Annotated in this window: 21 protein-coding genes and 1 tRNA gene; 10 read left to right on the top strand and 12 right to left on the bottom strand. The window is 70.3% G+C overall.

Annotated elements, in window-relative coordinates:
* The first annotated feature begins 97 nt into the window (after positions 1-97).
* Positions 98-514, top strand: a complete 417-nt coding sequence (locus R3F55_02380; protein MEZ5666281.1) for a hypothetical protein — start codon at positions 98-100, stop codon at positions 512-514.
* Positions 515-556: 42 nt separating this feature from the next.
* On the opposite strand, the gene R3F55_02375 is transcribed toward R3F55_02380, so the two are convergent.
* Together R3F55_02375 and R3F55_02370 are read right to left on the bottom strand one after the other, a co-directional pair.
* Positions 557-988, bottom strand: coding sequence for a heme-binding protein (locus R3F55_02375; GenBank protein MEZ5666280.1), 432 nt, complete (start codon positions 986-988; stop codon positions 557-559).
* Positions 985-1905, bottom strand: a complete 921-nt coding sequence (locus R3F55_02370; GenBank protein MEZ5666279.1) for an SMP-30/gluconolactonase/LRE family protein — start codon at positions 1903-1905, stop codon at positions 985-987. The genes R3F55_02375 and R3F55_02370 overlap by 4 nt, the downstream gene beginning before the upstream one ends.
* 122 nt (positions 1906-2027) lie before the next feature.
* Between R3F55_02370 and R3F55_02365 the strand changes: the two genes are divergently transcribed.
* Positions 2028-2681, top strand: coding sequence for a 2OG-Fe(II) oxygenase (locus R3F55_02365; GenBank protein ID MEZ5666278.1), 654 nt, complete (start codon positions 2028-2030; stop codon positions 2679-2681).
* Between the two features lie 18 nt (positions 2682-2699).
* On the opposite strand, the gene R3F55_02360 is transcribed toward R3F55_02365, so the two are convergent.
* Positions 2700-3743 carry a LacI family DNA-binding transcriptional regulator gene (locus R3F55_02360; protein MEZ5666277.1) on the bottom strand — a complete coding sequence of 348 codons (1044 nt, stop codon included), beginning with the start codon at positions 3741-3743 and terminating at the stop codon, positions 2700-2702.
* Between the two features lie 24 nt (positions 3744-3767).
* A complete protein-coding gene (locus R3F55_02355) occupies positions 3768-4802 on the bottom strand; it encodes an L-idonate 5-dehydrogenase (protein MEZ5666276.1) in 1035 nt (344 codons plus the stop codon).
* Between the two features lie 196 nt (positions 4803-4998).
* On the opposite strand from R3F55_02355, the gene R3F55_02350 reads away from it, so the two are divergent.
* From R3F55_02350 to R3F55_02340, 3 genes are read left to right on the top strand one after another with little or no spacing between them, the layout of a single operon-like run.
* On the top strand, positions 4999-5766 hold the full coding sequence (locus tag R3F55_02350) for an SDR family oxidoreductase (protein ID MEZ5666275.1): 768 nt from the start codon (positions 4999-5001) through the stop codon (positions 5764-5766).
* A 37-nt stretch (positions 5767-5803) separates the two neighbouring features.
* On the top strand, positions 5804-7231 hold the full coding sequence (locus R3F55_02345; GenBank protein ID MEZ5666274.1) for an amidase family protein: 1428 nt from the start codon (positions 5804-5806) through the stop codon (positions 7229-7231).
* Positions 7232-7239: 8 nt separating this feature from the next.
* Entirely contained in the window at positions 7240-7686 is a 447-nt protein-coding gene (locus R3F55_02340) for a DMT family transporter (protein MEZ5666273.1), read from the top strand.
* A gap of 10 nt (positions 7687-7696) precedes the next feature.
* On the opposite strand, the gene R3F55_02335 is transcribed toward R3F55_02340, so the two are convergent.
* Positions 7697-8311, bottom strand: a complete 615-nt coding sequence (locus R3F55_02335) for a YceI family protein (GenBank protein MEZ5666272.1) — start codon at positions 8309-8311, stop codon at positions 7697-7699.
* A gap of 207 nt (positions 8312-8518) precedes the next feature.
* Here R3F55_02335 and R3F55_02330 point away from each other — a divergent pair, with 207 nt between their 5' ends.
* Positions 8519-9166 (top strand): hypothetical protein, encoded by a 648-nt coding sequence (locus R3F55_02330; protein MEZ5666271.1) that lies wholly within the window; start codon positions 8519-8521, stop codon positions 9164-9166.
* Positions 9167-9223: 57 nt separating this feature from the next.
* Here R3F55_02330 and R3F55_02325 read toward each other — a convergent pair whose 3' ends face one another.
* From R3F55_02325 to R3F55_02300, 6 genes are all read right to left on the bottom strand, one after another.
* A complete protein-coding gene (locus R3F55_02325) occupies positions 9224-10618 on the bottom strand; it encodes an aldehyde dehydrogenase family protein (protein ID MEZ5666270.1) in 1395 nt (464 codons plus the stop codon).
* 51 nt (positions 10619-10669) lie between these two features.
* Positions 10670-12049, bottom strand: a complete 1380-nt coding sequence (locus tag R3F55_02320; protein MEZ5666269.1) for a glutamine synthetase — start codon at positions 12047-12049, stop codon at positions 10670-10672.
* Positions 12050-12131: 82 nt separating this feature from the next.
* On the bottom strand, positions 12132-13190 hold the full coding sequence (locus R3F55_02315) for a TRAP transporter substrate-binding protein (GenBank protein MEZ5666268.1): 1059 nt from the start codon (positions 13188-13190) through the stop codon (positions 12132-12134).
* A 141-nt stretch (positions 13191-13331) separates the two neighbouring features.
* On the bottom strand, positions 13332-14660 hold the full coding sequence (locus tag R3F55_02310) for a TRAP transporter large permease subunit (GenBank protein ID MEZ5666267.1): 1329 nt from the start codon (positions 14658-14660) through the stop codon (positions 13332-13334).
* Entirely contained in the window at positions 14660-15166 is a 507-nt protein-coding gene (locus R3F55_02305) for a TRAP transporter small permease subunit (GenBank protein ID MEZ5666266.1), read from the bottom strand. The genes R3F55_02310 and R3F55_02305 overlap by 1 nt, the downstream gene beginning before the upstream one ends.
* Complete coding sequence (locus R3F55_02300) at positions 15160-15966, bottom strand: N-formylglutamate amidohydrolase (protein ID MEZ5666265.1); 807 nt, start codon at positions 15964-15966, stop codon at positions 15160-15162. The genes R3F55_02305 and R3F55_02300 overlap by 7 nt, the downstream gene beginning before the upstream one ends.
* A gap of 290 nt (positions 15967-16256) precedes the next feature.
* On the opposite strand from R3F55_02300, the gene R3F55_02295 reads away from it, so the two are divergent.
* Both R3F55_02295 and R3F55_02290 read left to right on the top strand, forming a co-directional pair.
* Complete coding sequence (locus R3F55_02295) at positions 16257-17084, top strand: MurR/RpiR family transcriptional regulator (GenBank protein ID MEZ5666264.1); 828 nt, start codon at positions 16257-16259, stop codon at positions 17082-17084.
* Positions 17085-17175: 91 nt separating this feature from the next.
* A complete protein-coding gene (locus R3F55_02290) occupies positions 17176-18360 on the top strand; it encodes an IS481 family transposase (GenBank protein ID MEZ5666263.1) in 1185 nt (394 codons plus the stop codon).
* Between the two features lie 43 nt (positions 18361-18403).
* Here the strand turns inward: R3F55_02290 and R3F55_02285 are convergent.
* Positions 18404-18496: transfer RNA gene (locus R3F55_02285), tRNA-Ser, on the bottom strand.
* 286 nt (positions 18497-18782) lie between these two features.
* Between R3F55_02285 and speD the strand changes: the two genes are divergently transcribed.
* Positions 18783-19178: an adenosylmethionine decarboxylase gene (gene speD / locus R3F55_02280; GenBank protein ID MEZ5666262.1), complete on the top strand. Its 396-nt coding sequence runs from the start codon at positions 18783-18785 to the stop codon at positions 19176-19178.
* Positions 19175-20506, top strand: a complete 1332-nt coding sequence (locus R3F55_02275) for a hypothetical protein (protein ID MEZ5666261.1) — start codon at positions 19175-19177, stop codon at positions 20504-20506. The genes speD and R3F55_02275 overlap by 4 nt, the downstream gene beginning before the upstream one ends.
* Positions 20507-20532: the final 26 nt, after the last annotated feature.

Raw genomic sequence — 20532 nt, 5'->3', positions numbered from 1 at the left:
TTTAGTCCCTGCCGTGCACGATGGCATGCGTGACGGCCCCGGTCGATGCGATCGACGCGACCGGGCCAGGTGAGCGGGAAGGCAGAGGCGGGCCCCCATGATCTGCGAACACCGGGTTTTGCGTTTCGCCCGCGAGGACGTGCGGGCGGCCGTACTGGATTTCAACAAGGACCGCCGGTTCTTCCCGGAGGACGGTCAGCTGCTCGACATCGAGGTGACCGGCGTGCTGGAGCCCGCCGTGCGCATCCGCTTCAAGATTCCGGACCGGATTTTCGAGAAGTGCATCGAGCTGTCGGCCGCGCAACTGGCGGCCATCGTCATCCACCAATGCATCAAGCGGAAGGTCCCGCTGCCGCGCAAGGCGCGCAAGGAGATCCGCATCCTCGACGACAACATCGCGCTGGTGATTGCGATCGAGCACCAGGCCGACGCACCGGCGGACGCCGCCGTCGCGGGCGCGGGCGCGGGCCAGGACGCACAGCCGGTCCCGCAGCGCATGGCCGCCAACGGCTGAGCGGGCGGCCTGCGCGCCGGGCCGCGGGCGCCAGAAGCGGCCCTACACCTCGATTTCGTCGGCGCCGATCGCGGCCAACGCGGCCTTCGCCACCGCGATGTCCTGGTCCGGCGTGCCGGAGCCGACGCCGATCGCGCCGGCCGGCACGCCGCCGAAGCGGATCGGCAGGCCCCCCTTCAGGTTGGTGACGATGCCGTCGGTGGCGGCGGCCAGGTTGGCGGCGAACTCCGCCGGCATGGCGCCGGTCGGCGCGTTGTTGGCCGCCGCGGTCATCGCCTTGGCGGTGGCCGAGCGCATGCTCGGCACCTTGCCGCCGTTCATCCGCACCGACGCCACCACGGCGGTACGGGTGTCGACGACGACGATGCACTGGTCGCGGCCGGTGGCGACGGCGGCGTCGCACGCCGCCGCCAGCATCTTCAGCGCGGCCTGATGGGTGATGTCGTGGGACACGCGGGTGGGCTGGTCGGTCATGGGGTCTGGGCTCCACGGCGGTTGAGGAAGATGGCATAGAGCGACGTCGTCGCGCAGATGAACAGGCGGTTGCGGCGTTGGCCGCCGAAGGTGACGTTGGCGACCCGCTCCGGCACGCGGATCTTGCCGAGCAGGTTGCCGTCGGGATCGAAGCAGTGCACGCCGTCGCCGGCGCTGGTCCAGACATTGCCGTCGGTGTCGCAGCGGAAGCCGTCGGACTTGCCGGGCTCGATCTCGGCGAACACGGCACCGCCGCGGAGCCGGCGCCCGTCGACCACATCGAACACGCGCATGTGGTGCTTGCGGTCGGGCGTACCGAACAGCCCGGTGTCGGAGATGTAGAGACGGCTCTCGTCCGGCGAGAAGGCGAGCCCGTTCGGGCAGTCGAAATCGTCGGCGACCACGCTCAGCGACCCGTCGGCCGGGTCGAGGCGATAGACCCAGCAGCCGTCGAGCTCCGGCTCGCTCTGATAGCCCTCGTAGCTGGAAACGATGCCGTAGTGCGGATCGGTGAACCAGACGGTGCCGTCGGACTTCACCACCACGTCGTTCGGCGAGTTGAACCGGCGGCCGCGATAGCTGTCGGCCAGCACGGTGATGCGCCCGTCGACCTCGGTCCGCGTCACGCGGCGGGCACCGTGCTCGCAGGAGACCAGCCGGCCCTCGCGGTCGCGGGTATGGCCGTTGCTGTGGTTGGCCGGCTGGCGGAACACCGACAGGCTGCCGCCGTGGTCGACGTCCGGGCTCCAGCGCAGGATGCGGTCATTGGGGATGTCGCTGAACAGCAGGCAGTTCAGGTCGGCGAACCACACCGGCCCCTCGCTCCAGCGGAAGCCGGTCGCCAGCCGCTCCAGCGCGGCGTTGCCCAGGATGTAGCGCAGGAAGCGGTTGTCGACGATCTCGTAGTCGCCCTCCATCAGGCCCTCCCGTCCGTAACGGCCGCACGCCGCGATGGCGCGGCGGCGCGCGCCGGTGTATCGCTCTGCCGCCGGGCCGGGACGATGCCTCCCGCCGATCCCGGCAGGGACCCCGCACCAGCATGGCCGACGACAGCGCCGATGCCCCGCCGCCGCCCGGCGACAACCGCTTGGGCGCGCTGGCCGACGACCTGGCCGACCGCGGTTGGTCGATCCTCGACGGCTGGCCGGACCCGGTCCTGGTCGCCGCCCTGGCCGACGCCGCGCGGCGGCACCACGCCGCCGACGACACCCGTGTCGCCGCGGTCGGCCGCAGCGACGAGGCGGTGGTCGACCGGTCGCTGCGCCGTGCCGAAATCCGCTGGCTGGAGGGTGCCGATCCGCTCGAGGCCCGCTTTCTCGCCGCGGCGGAGACGTTGCGGCTGGCGCTGAACGCGCGGCTGTTCCTGGGCCTGTTCGCCTTCGAGGCCTGCTATGCCGTCTATCCGCCCGGCGGCTTCTACGCGCGCCACGCCGACGCCCTGCGCGGCCAGCGCAACCGCATCGTCTCGCTGGTCACCTACCTCAACCCGCACTGGGACGCCGGGCAGGGCGGCGCGCTGGTGATCTATGGCCGCGACGGCGCCAGGGCGGCCGCAGTGGAACCGCGGGCCGGCACCAGCGTGCTGATGCTGTCGGAGGAGATCGAGCACGAGGTACGGCCGACCGCGGCGCTGCGGCTGGCCGTCGCCGGCTGGTGGCGGGTCAACGAGGGCCCCGCCGCTCCGCCGGCCTGACGCCGCCGCGGCCGCCATTCAGCCGCCGGTCGCGCCGGTCGAGCGGCGCGCGATCACCTCGAAGCCGAGGTCGTGGACCTGGCGCTCGGCCGGGCCGGTGCCGGCCAGCAGATCGATCAGCATGCGGCCGGTGAGCGCCCCGATCTCCTCGCACGGCACCCGCACCGTGGAGATCGGCGGCACGCTGAGCGCGCCGATCTCGAAGTCGCCGAAGCCGGCGATGGCGAGATCGTCCGGCACGCGGATGCCGCGCCGCTGGCATTCGGTCAGCGCGCCGACCGCGGACAGGTCGCTGACGGCGATCACCGCGTCGACCCTGCCGCCGCGCAGCAGGCCGTCGTCCGCCAGCGCGGCGATACAGGCCGCGCCATGGCCGAATGTGACCGGCCCGGCGCCGCCGGTGACCGTGAGGTCGTCGCGCAGCCCGGCGGCGCGCAGCGCCTCGCTGGCGCCGGCCATGCGCATGTCGCCGCGCACGTCGCGGAAGCCGTCATGGGCCTGGCGGCTGAGCCGCGCGATGCCGCGGCGCCCCTGCGCGATCAGGTGCGCCGCCATCGCGCGACCGGTATCGAAGTTGGAAAAGCCGACCGCGTGGCCGATCGGGTTGGCGGGCAGGTCCCAGATCTCGACCACCGGCACTGCCGCCTGCTCCAGCATGCGGTAGGTGGCGCCGGTGTGGTAGCCGCCGGTCAGCACGAACGCCTCCGGCCGGCGGGCCAGCATCGCGGCGACCAGCGCCTGTTCCTCGGCCACCCGGTAGTCGGTGAAGCCGAACAGCGGCTGGTAGCCGGCGGTCCGCAGCGTGTTGGCGAGCCCGCGCCCGGTGTCGGCGAAGTTGGAATTGCGCAGGCTCGGCATGATCGCGGCGACGAAGCCGGTGCGCTGGGACGACAGGCTGCCGGCATTGCGGTCGGGCACGTAGCCCAGCCGGTCGATGACGTATTGCACCTTGCGCCGGGTCGGCTCCGCCACCCGCTCCGGCCGGGTCAGCACGCGCGAAACGGTCATCGTCGACACGCCGGCCTCGGCGGCGACGTCGCGCATGGTGGGCTTGGTGCTCATCGCGGCTGCTGCAGCGGGCCGGTCTCAGAAGACCAGCGTCACCTTCAGCGCACGGGTGCGATCGGCCGCCAGCCGGAAGGCCTCGTCGGCCCGGTCCATCGGCACCTCGGCCGACAGGATCGGCGTGATGTCGATCGACCGCGTCGACAGCAGGCGCACGGCGTGGGCGAATTCCTCGTGAAAGCGGAAGGCGCCGACATAGTCGATCTCGCGGGCCATCAGCAGGTTGGCCGGCAGCGGGATGTCGCCCGGCGGCATGGCGCCGAGCTGGACGATCCGCCCGCCGGGCCGGACCACGCGGAACAGGCCGGCCAGCGCCGAGACCACGCCGGTCGCCTCCAGCCCGACGTCGAAATGGCCCTTGCCCGCCTCGTAGGCGGCCAGCTTCTCGGGCGCGGTCGCAACGTTGATGGTCTCGTCGACGCCCAGCGTCAGGGCGGTCTGCAGCGGGTGGTCGACCACGTCAGTGATCGTCACATGCGCGCCGGCCTTCTTGGCGACCAGCGCCAGCAGGCTGCCGATCGGCCCGGCGCCGGCGACGATCACGGTCTTGCCGAACAGGTCGCCGGCGCGCGCCACGCCATGCAGGGCGACGCTGAGCGGTTCGGCACAGGCCGCCTCGGCCCAGGACAGGCTCTCGGGGATCTTGTGGCACTGGTCGGCGCGGGCGATCACCGCCTCGCGGAACGCGCCCTGCACGTGCGGCCGCAAGGCGGCGCTGCCGAAGAAGCGCATGTTGCGGCACAGGTTCGACCGGCCGTGGCGGCAATAGTCGCAGGTGCGGCACGGCCGGCTGGGGTTGAGGGTGACGTGGTCGCCCGGTGCCACGTTGTCGACCGCGGCGCCGGTCTCGATCACCTCGCCGGCGGCCTCGTGGCCCAGGATCAACGGCTCGCACAGCGCGAAGTCGCCGACGCGGCCCTTGAAGTAGTAGGACAGGTCGGACCCGCAGATGCCGCCGGAGCGGAAGCGGACCCGGACCTCGTCGGTGCCCAGGCCCTGGTCCGGCACCTCTTCGACTCGAAGGTCCTTGGCGCCATGCAGCACGGCCGCGCGCATCGCATTTCCCCCTCCGCGCGCACGGCGCCGGCACCAGCCGGCCGCAGGCGGCGCGCCTTGTCATTGTTATCGGTAACATGAGATATTTGTCGTCGGGCGGCAACAACCTATCCGGTCGGGCCGCCGCAATCCACGCAATTGCACGCTTTCGGGCCCGCCCGGCGAGGCCGACCCGCGAGCGAGAGGGGGGAATCGCATGTCGTTACAGCTGTTCGACCTGACCGGCCGGCGCGCGCTGGTGACCGGCTCCAGCCAGGGCATCGGGCTGAGCCTGGCCGAGGGGCTGGCCGCGGCCGGCGCCGAGGTGGTGCTGAACGGGCGCGACCCGGCCAAGCTCGCCGCGGCGGCGGAGGCGCTGCGCGCCCGCGACCTGGCCGTGGAGACCGCCGCTTTCGACGTGACCGATCCGGCCGCGGTCGCCGCCGCGGTCGACGGCATCGAGCGCGACCACGGCCCGATCGACATCCTGGTCAACAACGCCGGGATCCAGCGCCGCACGCCGCTGGAGGACTATCCGGTCGCGACCTGGACCGAGATGGTGACTACGAATCTGAGCAGCGTGTTCTATGTCGGCCAGGCGGTGGCCCGGCACATGATCGCCCGCAAGCGCGGCAAGATCGTCAACATCTGCTCGCTGATGAGCGAAGTGTCGCGCTATTCGATCGCGCCCTACAGCGCGACCAAGGGCGCGGTGAAGATGCTGACCAAGGGCATGTGCACCGACTGGGCGCGGCACGGCATTCAGGTCAACGGCATCGGCCCGGGCTATTTCGCCACGCCGCTGAACAAGGCACTGGTCGAGGACCCGCAGTTCAACGGCTGGCTGACGGCGCGCACCCCGGCCGGCCGCTGGGGCGACACGCGCGAGCTGCAGGGTGCGTGCATCTTCCTCGCCTCGTCCGCCGCCGACTTCGTCAACGGCCAGGTGATCTACGTCGACGGCGGCGTGCTGGCGACGATATGACTGGCGGGCGCAGGACCCGCGCGCGAGGAACCCGACCATGCCCGACATCGACCCGCTGATCGCCAGCCCGGCCCGCGCGCTCGTCGAGCGGCTGCGCACCGGCGAGATCACGCCGCACGACCTGCTCGACGCGCTTGCAGCGCGCATCGCGGCGGTCGACCCGGCGGTGAACGCCCTGCCGACGCTGTGCCTCGACCGCGCCCGCGCCCGCGCCGACGCGCTGATGGCGAAGCCGGTGGAGCATCGCGGGCCGCTGGCCGGCCTGCCGGTGCCGATCAAGGACGTGACCCCGGTCGAGGGCGTGCGCTGCACCTACGGCTCGCCGATCTTCGCCGACAACGTCGCCGCCGCCTCGGACCTGACCGTGCAGCGGCTGGAGGCGAGCGGCGGGCTGGTCTACGCCAAGTCGAACACGCCCGAGTTCGCCGCCGGCGCGCACACCTTCAACCCGGTGTTCGGCGTCACCCGCACCCCCTGGAACACCGCGCTGTCGCCGGCCGGCTCCACCGGCGGCGGCGCCGCGGCGCTGGCCAGCGGCATGGCCTGGATCGCGCAGGGCACCGACTTCGGCGGTTCGCTGCGCACGCCGGCGACCTTCTGCGGCGTGGTCGGCCTGCGGCCGTCGCCGGGGCGGGTGGCGCAGGGTCCCGGCCCGTCGCCGTTCCAGAGCGTGTCGGTCTCCGGCCCGATGGCCCGCAATGTCGACGACCTCGCGCTGGCGCTCGACGCGATGACCGGCGCGTCCGCCCGCGACCCGCTGAGCATCGAGAGCCCGCTGCACCGTTTCAGCGCCGCCACCCGCGCGCCGGAGGCACCGAACCGGGTGGCGTTCAGCGCCGACCTGGGCCTGACCCCGGTCGACCGCGAGATCGCCGCGATCTGCCGCAAGGCGGCCGAGGCGCTGGCCCGCGCCGGCGTCGACGTGGACGAGGCGCATCCGGACCTGACCGGCGCGCGCGACTGCTTCAACGCGATCCGCGGCGCCCACTTCGCCACCGCGCACAGCGCACTGCTGTCCAGCCACCGCGACCAGCTGAAGCCGGACGTGGTGTGGAACATCGAGCAGGGTTTGAAGCTCAGCGCCGGCGACCTGGCCGGGGCGGAGCGCATCCGCGCACGGCTGTGCGCGGCGATGGCGGCGTTCGAGGAGACCTACGACCTGCTGATCGTGCCCGGCGCCATCGTGCCGCCGTTCCCGGTGGAGCAGCGCACGGTGACCGAGTGCAACGGCGTCACCTTCGAGACCTATGTCGACTGGCTGGCGATCACCTATTCGCTGAGCCTGCTCGGCCGGCCGGTGCTGGCGCTGCCCTGCGGCCGGACCATGGACGGTCTGCCGGTCGGCCTGCAGCTGGTCGGACCGCATCGCGGCGAGGCGCTGCTGCTGAAATGGGCGGCGTGGATCGAGGCGACGCTCGACGCCGGTTTCGGCCGGCCGATCGACCCGATCGCGGCGGCGGCCTGAGCACGACCATGGGCGCACTGGTCTACGGCCTGATCGCGGCGGCGCTGGGCGCGGCATTCACCACTCAGCCGGTAATCAACAACGAGATCGCGCGCCAGACCGGCAGCCCGCTGTGGGCCGCCATGGTCTCGATCGCGATCAGCCTGGTCACCATGATCGCGTTCGCGCTGACCGGGCTCGCCGGCCGGTTCCCGGCCGAGCGCCTGCTCGGCCTGCCGATCTGGGTGACGTTCGGCGGCATCTTCGGGGCGATCTTCGTGCTGAGCTCGGTCTGGCTGGCGCCGATCGTCGGCACCGCCGCCTTCTTCACCTGGCTGGTGGCCGGCCAGCTGGTCGGCTCGCTGGTGATCGATCACTTCGGCTGGCTCGGCATCCCGGAGACGCCGATCTCGCTGTGGCGCGTCGCCGGGGTGGCGATGGTGATCGGCGGCGCGCTGCTGGTCAAATTCGGCTGAGCGGCGCCGCCTATTCGGCCTGGCGGATCGCCTCCAGCTCGACGATCAGCGCGATCTCGTCGCCGACCCAGCCGTTGCCGACGGCATAGGTACTGCCGAATTCGGAGCGGACGACGGTGCCGCGGGCGGAAATGCCCAGCACATAGGGCGGACCGGCGCCGAACGGATAGTCGGCCGCCTTGTTCAGCGTGACCGTGAAGCTGACCGGCCGGGTCTCGCCACGCAGGGTCAGGTCGCCGTGGACGATGCCCGTGCTTGCACCGGTCGCCTCGGCCGACGTGCCGACGAAACGGATCACCGGATTCGCCTCGGCATCGAGGAAGTCCCCGCTACGCAGATGGCCGTCGCGGGCGTCGTGGTTGGTGAACACGCTGGCGGCCTGCACCGTGATCTCGACATTGCGCAGCGCCTGCGCCTCGGCATCGTACTCGAAGGTGCCCGCGCCCTCCAGGAACATGCCCAGCACCTGCTCGTAGCCCAGGTGATGGGTCATGAAGCCGATGGCGAAATGGTCCGGGTCGATCGCGAAGCGCTCGAAATCCGCCCAGGCCGGGGTCGGCGCCAGGACCGCGGCGACAGCGATCGCGCCGCCGGCGCGTCGCGAGATAGGCGCTTCGTTCGGCATCCGCTCGGTTCTCCCTTTTCATAGCGACCCTGCAGCAGAGTGTCGGCCGCGCCGCGGCCCTGTCCACTCACAAGCGACCCGGGTTCCTTACGATCACGTGAGTTTCGACTGGCCGACCGACAGGACATGATCGACGCGGACCGACCAGGCCGAACGAAGGCATCGGCGCGGCCTGCACGCAACGCGCGACATGGGGAGGAGCGCATCATGATCCCGCTGGCCAACTTCCAGACCAATGCGTACTACATCGGCGACTACGACGGCCTCGGGCAGACAGTTCGCGGCAATCACCACAAGATCAACTTCAACGAGTTCGTCAGTTCGACGGTCGGCGCCCATGCCTATCCCAACGTCCGCAAGGTCGACATCTCCCCTGGCGCGGACACCGTGTATCTGCCTTACGCCCAGGACCAGATCTACTCGGTCCGATTGCCGCAGACCAACGGACCGACCTTCTTCTGCACCGCCAACATGTCCGGCTGCGCCTTCTTCATCGGCGTCAACGACCACGGCCGCAACGTGGTGTTCCACGCCAACTCGCAGCGCGATTCCAGCGAGCGTCAGATGGCGTCGAAGCGGCCGTCGTTCCAGGCCGACACGACCCGGGTCGAGCTGGACCAGCTTCGCAATGCGGCGATGCTCAACCACGGGGACAATGTGCGGATCGTCGGCGAGCTGCGGAAGAGCGTCTACTGGCGGCGCGTCGACGACATCGTCAGAACGTCGTCCGGCTTCCTCGGCGGCACGACCGTCGTCGGCTATCGCAACGGTGCGAAATGGGACTTCTGGTTCCAGGTCTGGGGCAGCGTCAACGGCGGCCCGATCACCCTGATCCAGGTCGCGCAGTTCTTCTGAGCCGCGCATCGCGAAACGCGCCGACCGCTCCGACGGTCCGGCCGGCGCCGGCCGGCCTCATGCAGGGCGCAGATGCACGCTGCGCGGCCGGGTCAGCGCCTCGAAGCCAAGCACCGACAGCGAGGCGCCGCGGCCGGTGTCCTTGACCCCGGTCCAGGACAGGCCGGGGTCGACATAGTCGCAGCGGTTCATGAACACCGTGCCGGTCTCCACCCGCTCGCCGATCGCGTCGGCCGCGTCCATGTCGGCGGTCCAGATCGAGGCGGTCAGCCCGTAGTCGGAATCGTTCATCAGCGCGACCGCCTCGTCGTCGCCTGCCACCTTCATGATGCCGACCACCGGGCCGAAGCTCTCCTCGCGCATCACCGCCATCGAATGGTCGACGCCGGTCAGCACCTGCGGGGCGAGATAGGGCGTGCCGTCCCGCGACGCGGGAAAGGCCGACGGGCTGAGGTGGCCGGTCGCGCCGCGGCCCAGCGCCTCGGCAGTCTGGCGACGGACCACGTCGGCGAAACGGGTGGCCGCCATCGGCCCCAGCGTGGTGGCCGGGTCGAGCGGGTCGCCGAGCCGGTATTGCCGGGTCATGCCGACGAAGCCATCGACGAAGCGGTCGTACAGGCTGTCGTGCACGTAGATCCGCTCGATGCCGCAACAGCACTGGCCGGAATTGTAGAAGGCGCCGTCGACCAGGTTCTCGATCGCGCTGTCGAGGTTGGCGTCGGCGCGGACATAGGCCGGGTCCTTGCCGCCGAGCTCGAGCCCCAGCGTGGTGAAGGTGCCGGCGCAGTAGCGCGAGATCGCCTTGCCGCCCTCGACCGAGCCGGTGAAGTTGACATGGTCGACCGCACCGGCCGACAGCAGCCGCTCGGTCGTCGCATGGTCGAGCACGATGTGCTGGAACAGGCCCTTCGGCCAACCAGCCGCGTCCGCTGCCATCTGGAACCGGTCGCCGACCAGGATGGTCTGCCGGGCATGCTTCAGGATCACCGCGTTGCCGGCCAGGATCGCCGGCGCCACCGTGTTCAGCGCGGTGATGTAGGGGTAGTTCCAGGGCGCGATCACGAATACCAGCCCGGCCGGCCGGCGCCGGATCTCGCGCCGCGAGCCGACGGCCGTGCCGGACGACGGCCCGGGTACGACCGGGGCCAGCGCCTGCTCGGCAATGTCGACCATGTAGCGGGTGCGCTCGGTGAAGGGCGAGAACTCGCCGCCGTAGCGCACCGGCCGGCCCATCTGCAGCGCGAGCTCCGGCACGATCGCGTCCTTCATCGCCAGCATGGCGTCGTGAAAACGCACCACCGCGGCCTTGCGCTCGGCCAGCGGCACCTGTGCCCAGTCCCGCTGGGCGGCACGGGCGGCGGCCAGCGCGGCCTCGATCGCGGCGGCGTCGGCCGGGCTGCGGCGCGCCACCTCGCGGCCGTCGACGGGAGAGATGCAGACGATGTCGCTCATCGTTCGGGCCCTTCGCAAAGCCGACCCTGACAGGATATTGTCAGGGTCGGCTCAGATGATCTCGAAATAGCGGGCCATCTCCCAGTCGGTGATGGCCTTGCGGAACTCGCGCTCCTCCCACTCCCGGGTGGCGCCATAATGGTCGACGAAGGCATCGCCGAACAGGGTCCGCGCGGCCTTCGAGCGTCTCAGCCGCACCGCGGCCTCGTAAAGCGTGCGCGGCAGGGCGCGCGCGGCGGGGAACTTGCGGTCGTAGGCGCTGCCCTCGACCGGCGTGCCCGGCTCGATCCGGTGCTCGACGCCCCACAGACCCGAGCCGATGGCGGCGGCGAGCGCGATGTAGGGATTGATGTCGGCGGCGGCGATCCGGTACTCGACGCGCTGCGACCTCGCCGAGCCGGGAATGACCCGCAGCGCGCAGGTGCGGTTCTCGACGCCCCAGCAGGCGTCGGTCGGCGCCCAGAAGCCGGGGATCAGCCGGGTATAGGCGTTGACGGTCGAGGCCACCATCGCCAGCAGCTCGGGCATCAGCGCCTGCTGGCCGCCAACGAACCAGCGCATGGTGTCGGACATGCCATGCGGCCTGGCCGGATCGTGGAACGCCGCCGCGCCGCTGGCGCGGTCGGTCAGCGACATGTGCAGGTGGCCGGACTGGCCGGGCCAGTCCGGCGACCATTTCGCCATGAAGGTCGCCATCCAGCCCCGGCGCTGGGCCAGGATCTTGGTGTAGGTCTTGAACAGCGCCGCCTTATCGGCCGCCGCCAGCGCGCCGTCGACCTGGATCGCCGCTTCGACGACACCGGGCCCGGTCTCGGTGTGCAGGCCCTCCAGCGGCATCTCCATCGCCCGGCACAGGCCAAGGAGATCCTCGTAGAACTCGGCATGGACGCCGGCGCGCAGCATGGAGTAGCCGAAATAGCCGGGGGTGATGTTGGTCAGGCCGCGATAGCGCTTCTCGCGCACCGAGTGCGGGGTCTCGTCGAACAGGAAGAACTCGAATTCCGCCGCCGCGGCGACGTCGAAGCCCATGTCGGCGGCGCGCGCCAGCACCCGGCGCAGCGTGCCGCGCGGGCACACGCCCTCCGCAGCGCCGGCGAACTCGCCTAGCACCAGCGGCGTATCGCCGTCGAACGGCACCAGCCGCGTCGTCTCCGGCAGCAGCCGCACGTCGGCGTCGCCATAGCCGTTGTGCCAGCCGGCGACGCTGACGTTGTCGTAGAGCTGGTCGTTGCTGTCCCAGCCCAGCACCACGTTGCAGAAGCCGAAGCCCTTGGCCAGCGCGCTCTCGAACTTGGCCCGCTGCATGTACTTGCCGCGGAACACGCCGTCGGCGTCGAACACGCCGACCTTGACGTGCGGCAGGTCGCGGTCGCGCAGATAGGCGAGCAGCGCATCGGCGGTCTTCGGGATCGGGCGGGTTTCGGTCGGCATCGCGTTGGTGATCCGGCTGACAAGGCGGGCGGGCGGCAAGGCAGCGGCCCCGGCCGAAGCCGGGGCCGCGGCGAAAGCGGCCTCAGTCGTACCGATAGGGCCGGCCCGCCTTGCTCATCACGTCCGCATATTTGCGGAAGATCTCGATGACCCTTGCGTTGCGCGGGCTCATCTCGGCGATCTCGTCCCAGAACTTGTAGGCCTCCTGCTCGACCGTCGCCCACTCGTCGTCCGGGATCGACGTCAGCTCCAGCTTGGTGCCCTCGACGCGCAGCTGCGCCTCGCCGCCCCAGTACCAGTGCTGGCGGTAGTAGTGCGAGCTGTCCATGCAGACCTTGAACAGCTCCTGCAGGTGCTCCGGCAGCTCGTTCCAGCGTTCCTCGTTGGCGAAATAGGACCCGCACCAGGCGCCGGAGATGTTGTTGGTCAGGAAGTAGTTGGTCACGTCGGCCCAGCCCACGGTGTAGTCCTCGGTGATTCCCGACCAGGCGATGCCGTCCAGCTCGCCGGTCTGCACCGCGACCTCGATGTCCTCCCACGGCAGGGTCACCGGGACCACGCCGAACCGCTCCAGGAACCGGCCGGCGGTCGGGAAGGTGAACACGCGCTTGCCCTGCAGGTCGGCGAGGCTGCGGATCGGGTCGACCGTGTTGAAATGGCACGGATCCCAGGAGCCGGCGCTGAGCCACTTGACGCCCTCGACCTCGCCATAGGCCTCTTCCCAGATCTCCTTCAGGCCGTACTGGTTGAACAGCACCGGCACGTCGAGGCTGTAGCGGGTGGCGAAGGGGAAATAGCCGCCGAACACCGAGATGTCGACTGGCGCGGCGATCGAATCGTCGTCGGACTGCACCGCGTCGACCGTGCCGCGCTGCAGGGCGCGGAACAGCTCGCCGGTCGGCACCAACTGGTCGGCGAAGTAGAGTTCGATCTCCATCTCGCCGTTGGCGATCTTGTTGAACGAATCGATCGACGGCTTGATCACGTGCTCGGCCAGCGCCGGTCCGGCGTAGGTCTGCAGCCGCCAGCGAATGGTGCTCTGGCCCTTGACATAGGGCGCGGCAAGGGTCGACGCGCCGGCGGCGGCCACGGTGGCAACGCCGGCGTTCTTCAGAAAGTCGCGTCTCTTCGTCTCGGTCATGTCGTAGATGCTCCCTCAGCGAAATTGTTCTGCCGCATTCGGCTTGAAGACCGCGTCACCCCGGAGGAGGAACGCGTCGGATCGGTCGTCAGTTTGCGCCTCCCTGTCGATTGGGCCGCCACGACCGGTGCGCGGGCGGCCTCAGTTGTTGTTGACCTTGACCACCTCCGGCAGCCAAAGCGCGATTTCCGGAAATGCCATGACCAGCGCGAGGCCGAGGATCATCACCGCCACGAACGGCACGATCGACCGGTAGATGTCGGCCAGGGTGATCTCCGGCGGCGCCATCGCCCGCATCAGGAACAGGTTGTAGCCGAACGGCGGCGTCATGTAGGCGATCTGGCAGGTGATGGTGTAGAGCACGCCGTACCAGATCAGGTCGAAGCCGAGCGCACCGACCAGCGGCACGTAGAGCGGCGCGACGATCACCAGCATCGCGGTGTCGTCCAGGAACATCCCCATGACCAAGTAGGAGACCTGCATCATGATCAGGATCTCCCATGGCGACAGCGACAGTCGGTCGACGAAGAAGCCCTCGATCGCCCGCACCGCGCCCAGCCCGTCGAACACGGCGCCGAAGCACAGCGCCGCGAGGATGATCCACATGAACATGCAGCTGATGCCGAGGGTCTTCTTGACCGTCTCGTGCAGGACATTGCGGGTCAGGCGGCGTTTGACCAGGGCCGCAAGCGTCGCCGAGACCGCGCCGACCGCCGAGCTCTCGACCAGGCTGGTGATGCCGAGCAGGAACAGGCCGGTCATCAGGAAGAAGATCAGCAGCGGCAGGATGCCGGCGCGCAGCAGCCGCAGCTTCTCGGCAAAAGGGAGGTTGCGCTCCTCCTTGGCCAGCGGCGGGCCAAGTTCCGGCTGCAGGTGGCAGCGCACCACGATGTAGACCACGAACAGCGCGGCCATCGCCAGGCCCGGGAACACGCCGGCGAGCCAGAGCTGGCCCACCGGCTGGCGCGCGATCATGCCGTAGAGCACCAGCACGACGCTGGGCGGAACCAGGATGCCGAGCGAGCTGCCGGCCTGGATCACGCCGGTGACCATGATCTTGTCGTAGCCGCGGCGAAGCAGTTCCGGCAACGCGATCGAGGCGCCGATCGCCATGCCGGCGACGCTGAGCCCGTTCATCGCCGAGATCGCCACCATCAGCCCGATGGTGCCGATCGCCAGCCCGCCGCGCAGCGGGCCCATCCAGACGTGGAACATGCGGTAGAGGTCGTCGGCGATGCCCGACTCCGACAGCATGTAGCCCATGTAAATGAACAGCGGCAGCGTCAGCAGCGGGTACCAGTTCATCAGCTTGATGCTGGCGCTGAACGCCAGGTCGGACCCGCCCTCGCCCCACATCAGCACGGCCGCCGCGACCGCCACGAAGCCGATGGCGCCGAAAACCCGCTGCCCGGTCAGCAGCAGCAGCATCATCGACGAGAACATCAGGATGGCGATGAGCTCGTAACTCATCAGAGCGCAATCCCGCGCAGGCTCGCCACGTCACGGAAGAAGGTGGCGATGGTCTGCAGCAGCATCAGCACGATGCCGGCCATCATGATCACCTTGATCGGCCACAGCGGCGGGTTCCACAGCGAGCGCGTGGTTTCGTTGTACGCGATCGAATACTCGGTGCTGAGGTAGCCGCCCCAGAGCAGGAAGATCAGGTAGAAGACCAGGAAGAACACCGTCACGACGTCGACCCATGCCTTCGTCCTGGGCGACCAGCGGCAGTAGAACAGGTCCATCCGGACGTGGCTGTCGGTCTGCATCGAATAGCCGCCGCCGAGCAGGAAATAGGCCACCATCAGGAACTGGGCGACCTCCAGGTACCAGTGCGGCTGGCTGAACAGCGCCTTGGTGACCGAGGAATAGACCAGCACGGCCATCATCACGAAGACCAGGTACATCGCGAAGATGCCGACGACCCGGTTCACGGCCTCGACCCAGCGGACATAGGCGCGGACGGCGCTCAGCACGGCACCGCTCCCGCCGCCGGCACGGCACCGGAAGAGGACGGCCCGGCGGCGGCCGGGCGAAGCGCGCGGGCCAGCCGGTCCGCCCAGGCGGCGACGCCGGTCTCTTCGGCGACGAGGTCGTTGCGGATCTCGATCATCACCGCCGGCAGGCCGCGCGCCGCGGCGTGGCGCTCCAGCGTGCGATAGACGCGGTCGGACGGCGCATAGGGCCGGTTGTCGCCGACGACCAGTCCGGCTTCCGCCGTCAGCGCCGCCAGCACCGGGCCGGCCAGCCGCATGTCGTCGTCGTGGATCACGCCGACGTGCCAGGGCCGCGGCACGCCCCTGTAGACCGGGGTGAAGCTGTGCAGCGCGACCAGCCCGGCCAGGCGGCCGGCGGCGGCGCGGTCGTCGCACAGCGCGGTGACCGCGCGATGATAGGGGGCATGGAAGCGGGCGATGCGGCCTTGCCGCTCCGCCGCGCTCAGCTGTGCGTTGCCGGGAATCGGCGTGTCCTCGCTGACCGTCACGATCAGGTCCTCGTCCGCGGCGTCGCGATTGCAGTCGGCGAGCAGGCGCGACCAGGTGGCGTGCACCAGCGGCCCATCGATCGCGGCTGCCAGCCGTTCCGCCACCGCGAGCGCACCGGGATCCCAGGCGATGTGGCGGGCGAGGTCGTCGGGGCCGAGGCCGAGCGTGCCATAGGCGGCCGGCAGCCGGTTCGAGGCATGGTCGCACAGCACGACCAGCCCGCCCGAACGCGCCGCCCCGACGATGCGGGCCGCGTCGTCCGGTGCGTCGTCGCGGCCGTCGTCAGCCATTGCAGCCGGCCGCGGCGGCCTGTCCCGCGGCGGCGAGCAGGCCGCGGGCGCGCCAGCGCACGAAGCTGTCGCTTCTGTACCATCTGTTACAAGCTGCCCCCCGAACCTCCATTCTCTCATGTTGATTACAGAATGGCGCTTGCGTCAACCGCCGCGCCGGGGCCAAGCTGACGCAGCGTGCCAGCCTGGGGAGGACGACGCTGAACGAGACCGCACGCCGCGCGCGGACCGCCCGCAAGCCGGCGGCCGGCGGCGCGGACGCCGACACAGCCGTCGCGGCCGGCGCCACCGTGGCCGAGGCGGTGCGCGCAGGCCTGTCGGGCTTCACCAAGACCGAGCGCAAGGCGGCGCAGGTGCTGCTGTCGAACTATCCGGCGGCCGGCCTGTCGCCGGTGGCCGAGTTCGCGGCGCGGGCCGGCGTGTCGGCGCCGACCGTGCTGCGCTTCGTCGCCCGCCTCGGGCCGGGCGGCTACCCCGAGTTCCAGCGCCGCTTGCGCCAGGAGCTGGAGGCGCGGCTTACCCCGCCGCTGGGCAAGGCCGAGCCGCATGCCGCCATCGCCGAGCCAGACGCGCCGTCGAACTTCGCCGCGGCCGTCGCCCGCAACGTCGCCGAGACCTTCGCCTCGGTGCCGGCCGCCGAGTTCGACGCCGTCGTCGACCTGCTGGCCGATCCGCGCCGCCGCATCCACGCCATGGGCGGGCGCTTCACCGAGGCGCTGGCGCTGTATCTGGTGCGCCACCTGCGCATCCTGCGCGACGACGTCAGCCTGGTCGACCACCAGACCGCGACCTGGGGCGACCAGATCATCGGCTTCGGCGCGCGCGACGTGCTGGTGGTGTTCGACATCCGCCGCTACCAGGCCGACGTGGTGCGGGTGGCGAAGGAGGCACATGCCCGCGGCACCACCGTGGTGCTGTTCACCGACCAGTGGCTGTCGCCGGTCGTGCAGGTTGCCGGTACGGTGATCGCCGCGCGGGTGGCCGTGCCGTCGAACTGGGACTCCGGCGCGGCGCTGCTGGCGATCACCGAAGCGATCGTCGCCCAGGTCACCCGCCGGCTGTGGCCGACCGCGCGCAAGCGGCTGGAATCGCTGGAAGGCCTGCGCGCGGACCGATAGGACATTTGTGAGCGGCCCGAGAGATGGGTGACAGAACGTACCGGACACATGGGTGACATGTTTCCCCAGGCGCGCCTGGGGAGAGATGTCGATGCCGTGGAAGGAGTGTTCGGTTGTGGAAGAACGCCTGAGGTTCGTCGCTCGTCTGCTCGAGGGGGAGTCGATGAGCGATGTCTGCCGGGAGTTCGGCATCTCGCGGAAGACCGGCTACAAGGTCTACGATCGCTATAGGGAACATGGCCTGGAGGCGCTGAGCGACCGCTCGCGCCGGCCGGTGCGCTACGCCAACCAACTGCCGGCGCCGATCGAGGCGATGATTGTCGCCTTCAAGCAGGAGAAGCCCCACTGGGGGGCGCGCAAGATCCGCGAACTGCTGGTCCGGCGGCTGGCGGGCGACGTCCGCGTCCCCGCCAGGAGCACGATCCACGCCGTCCTGCACCGGCACGGCCTGGTCAAGGTCCCCGGACGGCCCCGCCACAGGGCAAAGGGCACGCCGCTGTCCGCCGGCGCCGAACCCAACGACCTCTGGTGCGCCGACTTCAAGGGCGAGTTCAAGCTGGGGAACAGCCGATACTGCTACCCGCTGACCGTAACCGATCAGGCGTCGCGCTACCTGCTGATGTGCGAAGCGCTGGAGTCCACCCGCGAGGACCTGGCCATCACCGCCTTCGAGCAGCTGTTCCACGAGCGCGGCCTGCCCGGCGCGATCCGGTCCGACAACGGCGTTCCCTTCGCCAGTCCCAACGGGCTCTACGGCCTCTCCAGGCTCGCCGTCTGGTGGCTGAGGTTGGGGATCGCGATCGAACGCATCAAGCCCGGCCGCCCCCAGCAGAACGGGCGCCACGAGCGCATGCATCTCACCCTGAAGAAGGAGGCGACCCGGCCGGCCGGCATGAACAGCCTCCAGCAACAAGCTCGATTCGACGCCTTCGTCCGCGAGTTCAACACCGAGCGACCGCACGAAGCCTTGCAGATGAAGACGCCAGCCGAGGCCTACGCGCCCTCCACCAGGCCCTATCGCGGTCTGCCCGACATCAGTTATCCAATGCACGACCGCGACATCATGGTCACCGCCTGCGGACGCATCTGCATGCACCGCAAGAAGATCAACATTTCAACCGTGCTCGCCGGACAGCGTCTCGGCATCAAGGAAGTCGACCAGGCCATCTGGCTGGTCAGCTTCATGCACTACGACCTAGGATACGTCGACCTGGAACAGAAGACCCTGCAGACTCTCGACAACCCGTTCGGCCCGTGGTTGTCACCCATGTCTTAGGTACAATCCGTTACCCATCTCTCCGGGCCGGACACCGCGGAACTGGCGGAGGGGAAGGGATTCGAACCCTCGATGCGAGTATTACCCGCATAACGGTTTAGCAAACCGCCGCCTTCAGCCGCTCGGCCACCCCTCCGCGGTGCGCGGGGCCGTTGGCCGCACGCACGGTTGGCCTAGATGCCACCGGCGCCGTGGACTGTCAACGCGCCTGCTGTGCGGGGCGCGTGCCTGGCCCCGGGGCGGACCCCGGGGCGGACCCCGGCGCGGACGCGGTGCCGGGCGCGTGCCGGGCGCCGGGCGGGGCCTTGCGTCGGCGGGCGGCGGCGGCCATAACTGGCGCCTCCAGCCAGGGCGACCGACAGCGGACCCGGCGGCCGGCGTGCAGGGCGGCCGGCGCAAAGCCGCGTCGAGCGGAGGAACGATTGAGCGAGGCCAGCACCGGCATCCACGACCGCTTCGTCGAAAGAGACGGCCGGCGCCACGCCGGCATCCACGTGATCGCCGACCTGTGGGACGCGCACGACCTGGACGACCCGGCCGCGCTGGAGGCCGCGCTGCGCGAGGCGGCGCTGGCGGCGGGCGCCACCATCCTGGACTGCCGGCTGCACCATTTCTCGCCCAACCTGGGCGTCACCGGCGTGCTGCTGCTGGCCGAGAGCCACATCAGCATCCACACCTGGCCGGAGCACGATTTCGCCGCCGTCGACATCTTCCTGTGCGGCGACGCCGACCCCGACGCGGCGGTGGCGGTGCTGCGCCGGCGGCTGCAGCCGGGCCGGGTCGCGATCCAGACCCTGCGCCGCGGGCTGATGCCATGATGGAATATCGCGAGACGATGCACGACCACTACGGCCAGGTGTTCGAGGTCAGCCGCGTCGTGTTCCGCCAGACCACGCCGCACCACGACCTGGTGATCTTCGAGAACCCGCTGTTCGGCCGCGTTCTGGCGCTGAACGGCTCGATCCAGACCACCAGCCGCGACAACCACGTCTATCACGAGATGTTCGCCCATGTGCCGATCCTGGCCCACGGCCGGGCCGAATCGGTGCTGGTGGTCGGCGGCGGCGACGGCGGCTCGCTGCGCGAGGTGCTGAAGCACCCGCTGCGCCGTGCGGTGCTGGTCGACATCGACCGGGCGGTGATCGACCTGTGCACCGCGCACATGCCGGAGCTGCCGCAGGGCGCCTTCGCCGACCCGCGGGCTGAGATCGTCATCGCCGACGGCTTCGACTACATGGCCGGCGACGGCGAGCGCTTCGACGTGATCGTCGTCGACTCGACCGATCCCGAGCCGGCGAGCGAGCCGCTGTTCTCGGCGGCGTTCTACGCGGCCTGCCACCGGCGGCCTGGGCCCCGGCGGGGTGCTGGTGACGATGGCGGGCACGCCGTTCCTGCAGCCGGAGGTGCTGGTGCAGAGCCGCGCGGCTGGGCCGCGGCCTTCGCCGACGCGAGCTTCTATTTCGCCCAGGTGCCGAGCTATACCGGCGGCGCGCTGGCCTATGGCTGGGCGACCGACGACACCGCGCTGCGCGGGCTCGACCGGGCGACGATCGCCGGCCGGCTGGCGGCGTCAGCCGTGGCGACGGCGTACAGTTCCGCCGAGATCCACGTGGCCAGGTTGCGATGCCGGGCGATGTCGCCCGGCTGCTGGCGGCAGGTTGAGCCGGTCGCCGCGCCGCCTCGATCAGGCCGCGCTCCAGCGGCGATAGGCTTCCTTCATCCGGTTCAGCGCCGTCTCCACCGTCTCCGGCGCGGCGCCGGACAGCGGGTCGCTGGCAGTCTTGTACGCGTTGCGCGCGTTGACGTAGCGCACCCACAGCTCGGCCTGCGACAGCGCCGGATGGCGCCGCCGCTCGCCGCCGACCGAATCGGTGTTGTCGACCGCGTGGGACAGCGCCTGGCGCAGGATGTCGGCGACCTCGAACTCGCCGGTGGCATAGGCCTGGTTGAACGCGCTGAGGATCTTGTCGGTCAGCCGGCGGCTGTACAATCCCTCGCCGAGGTATTCGTCGACGTTATGCACCAGGTCGTCCGGCACGTCGGCGCCCATCGCCGCGTTGTTCGCAAAGGTCATCACGTGCAGCTGGGTCATCGGGCGCGCCTCCTGCCGGCAGATCGGACAATACGCATCAAATCTGCCGCATAGCGGTTGCCATCGGATTAACCGTCGCG

It is taken from the genome of Alphaproteobacteria bacterium, assembly GCA_041396705.1.
In the GTDB taxonomy this organism is placed as follows: domain Bacteria; phylum Pseudomonadota; class Alphaproteobacteria; order CALKHQ01; family CALKHQ01; genus CALKHQ01.
Note: the sequence above shows the minus strand (reverse complement) of the source record. Positions and strands in the feature narration are given on the sequence as shown.

Excerpts from the sequence above, each read along its gene's own strand:
- R3F55_02380 (MEZ5666281.1), top strand. The coding sequence starts at position 98 with ATGATCTGCGAACACCGGGTTTTGCGTTTCGCCCGCGAGGACGTGCGG.
- R3F55_02375 (MEZ5666280.1), bottom strand. The coding sequence starts at position 988 with ATGACCGACCAGCCCACCCGCGTGTCCCACGACATCACCCATCAGGCC.
- R3F55_02370 (MEZ5666279.1), bottom strand. The coding sequence starts at position 1,905 with ATGGAGGGCGACTACGAGATCGTCGACAACCGCTTCCTGCGCTACATC.
- R3F55_02365 (MEZ5666278.1), top strand. The coding sequence starts at position 2,028 with ATGGCCGACGACAGCGCCGATGCCCCGCCGCCGCCCGGCGACAACCGC.
- R3F55_02360 (MEZ5666277.1), bottom strand. The coding sequence starts at position 3,743 with ATGAGCACCAAGCCCACCATGCGCGACGTCGCCGCCGAGGCCGGCGTG.
- R3F55_02355 (MEZ5666276.1), bottom strand. The coding sequence starts at position 4,802 with ATGCGCGCGGCCGTGCTGCATGGCGCCAAGGACCTTCGAGTCGAAGAG.
- R3F55_02350 (MEZ5666275.1), top strand. The coding sequence starts at position 4,999 with ATGTCGTTACAGCTGTTCGACCTGACCGGCCGGCGCGCGCTGGTGACC.
- R3F55_02345 (MEZ5666274.1), top strand. The coding sequence starts at position 5,804 with ATGCCCGACATCGACCCGCTGATCGCCAGCCCGGCCCGCGCGCTCGTC.
- R3F55_02340 (MEZ5666273.1), top strand. The coding sequence starts at position 7,240 with ATGGGCGCACTGGTCTACGGCCTGATCGCGGCGGCGCTGGGCGCGGCA.
- R3F55_02335 (MEZ5666272.1), bottom strand. The coding sequence starts at position 8,311 with ATGCCGAACGAAGCGCCTATCTCGCGACGCGCCGGCGGCGCGATCGCT.
- R3F55_02330 (MEZ5666271.1), top strand. The coding sequence starts at position 8,519 with ATGATCCCGCTGGCCAACTTCCAGACCAATGCGTACTACATCGGCGAC.
- R3F55_02325 (MEZ5666270.1), bottom strand. The coding sequence starts at position 10,618 with ATGAGCGACATCGTCTGCATCTCTCCCGTCGACGGCCGCGAGGTGGCG.
- R3F55_02320 (MEZ5666269.1), bottom strand. The coding sequence starts at position 12,049 with ATGCCGACCGAAACCCGCCCGATCCCGAAGACCGCCGATGCGCTGCTC.
- R3F55_02315 (MEZ5666268.1), bottom strand. The coding sequence starts at position 13,190 with ATGACCGAGACGAAGAGACGCGACTTTCTGAAGAACGCCGGCGTTGCC.
- R3F55_02310 (MEZ5666267.1), bottom strand. The coding sequence starts at position 14,660 with ATGAGTTACGAGCTCATCGCCATCCTGATGTTCTCGTCGATGATGCTG.
- R3F55_02300 (MEZ5666265.1), bottom strand. The coding sequence starts at position 15,966 with ATGGCTGACGACGGCCGCGACGACGCACCGGACGACGCGGCCCGCATC.
- R3F55_02290 (MEZ5666263.1), top strand. The coding sequence starts at position 17,176 with ATGCCGTGGAAGGAGTGTTCGGTTGTGGAAGAACGCCTGAGGTTCGTC.
- R3F55_02275 (MEZ5666261.1), top strand. The coding sequence starts at position 19,175 with ATGATGGAATATCGCGAGACGATGCACGACCACTACGGCCAGGTGTTC.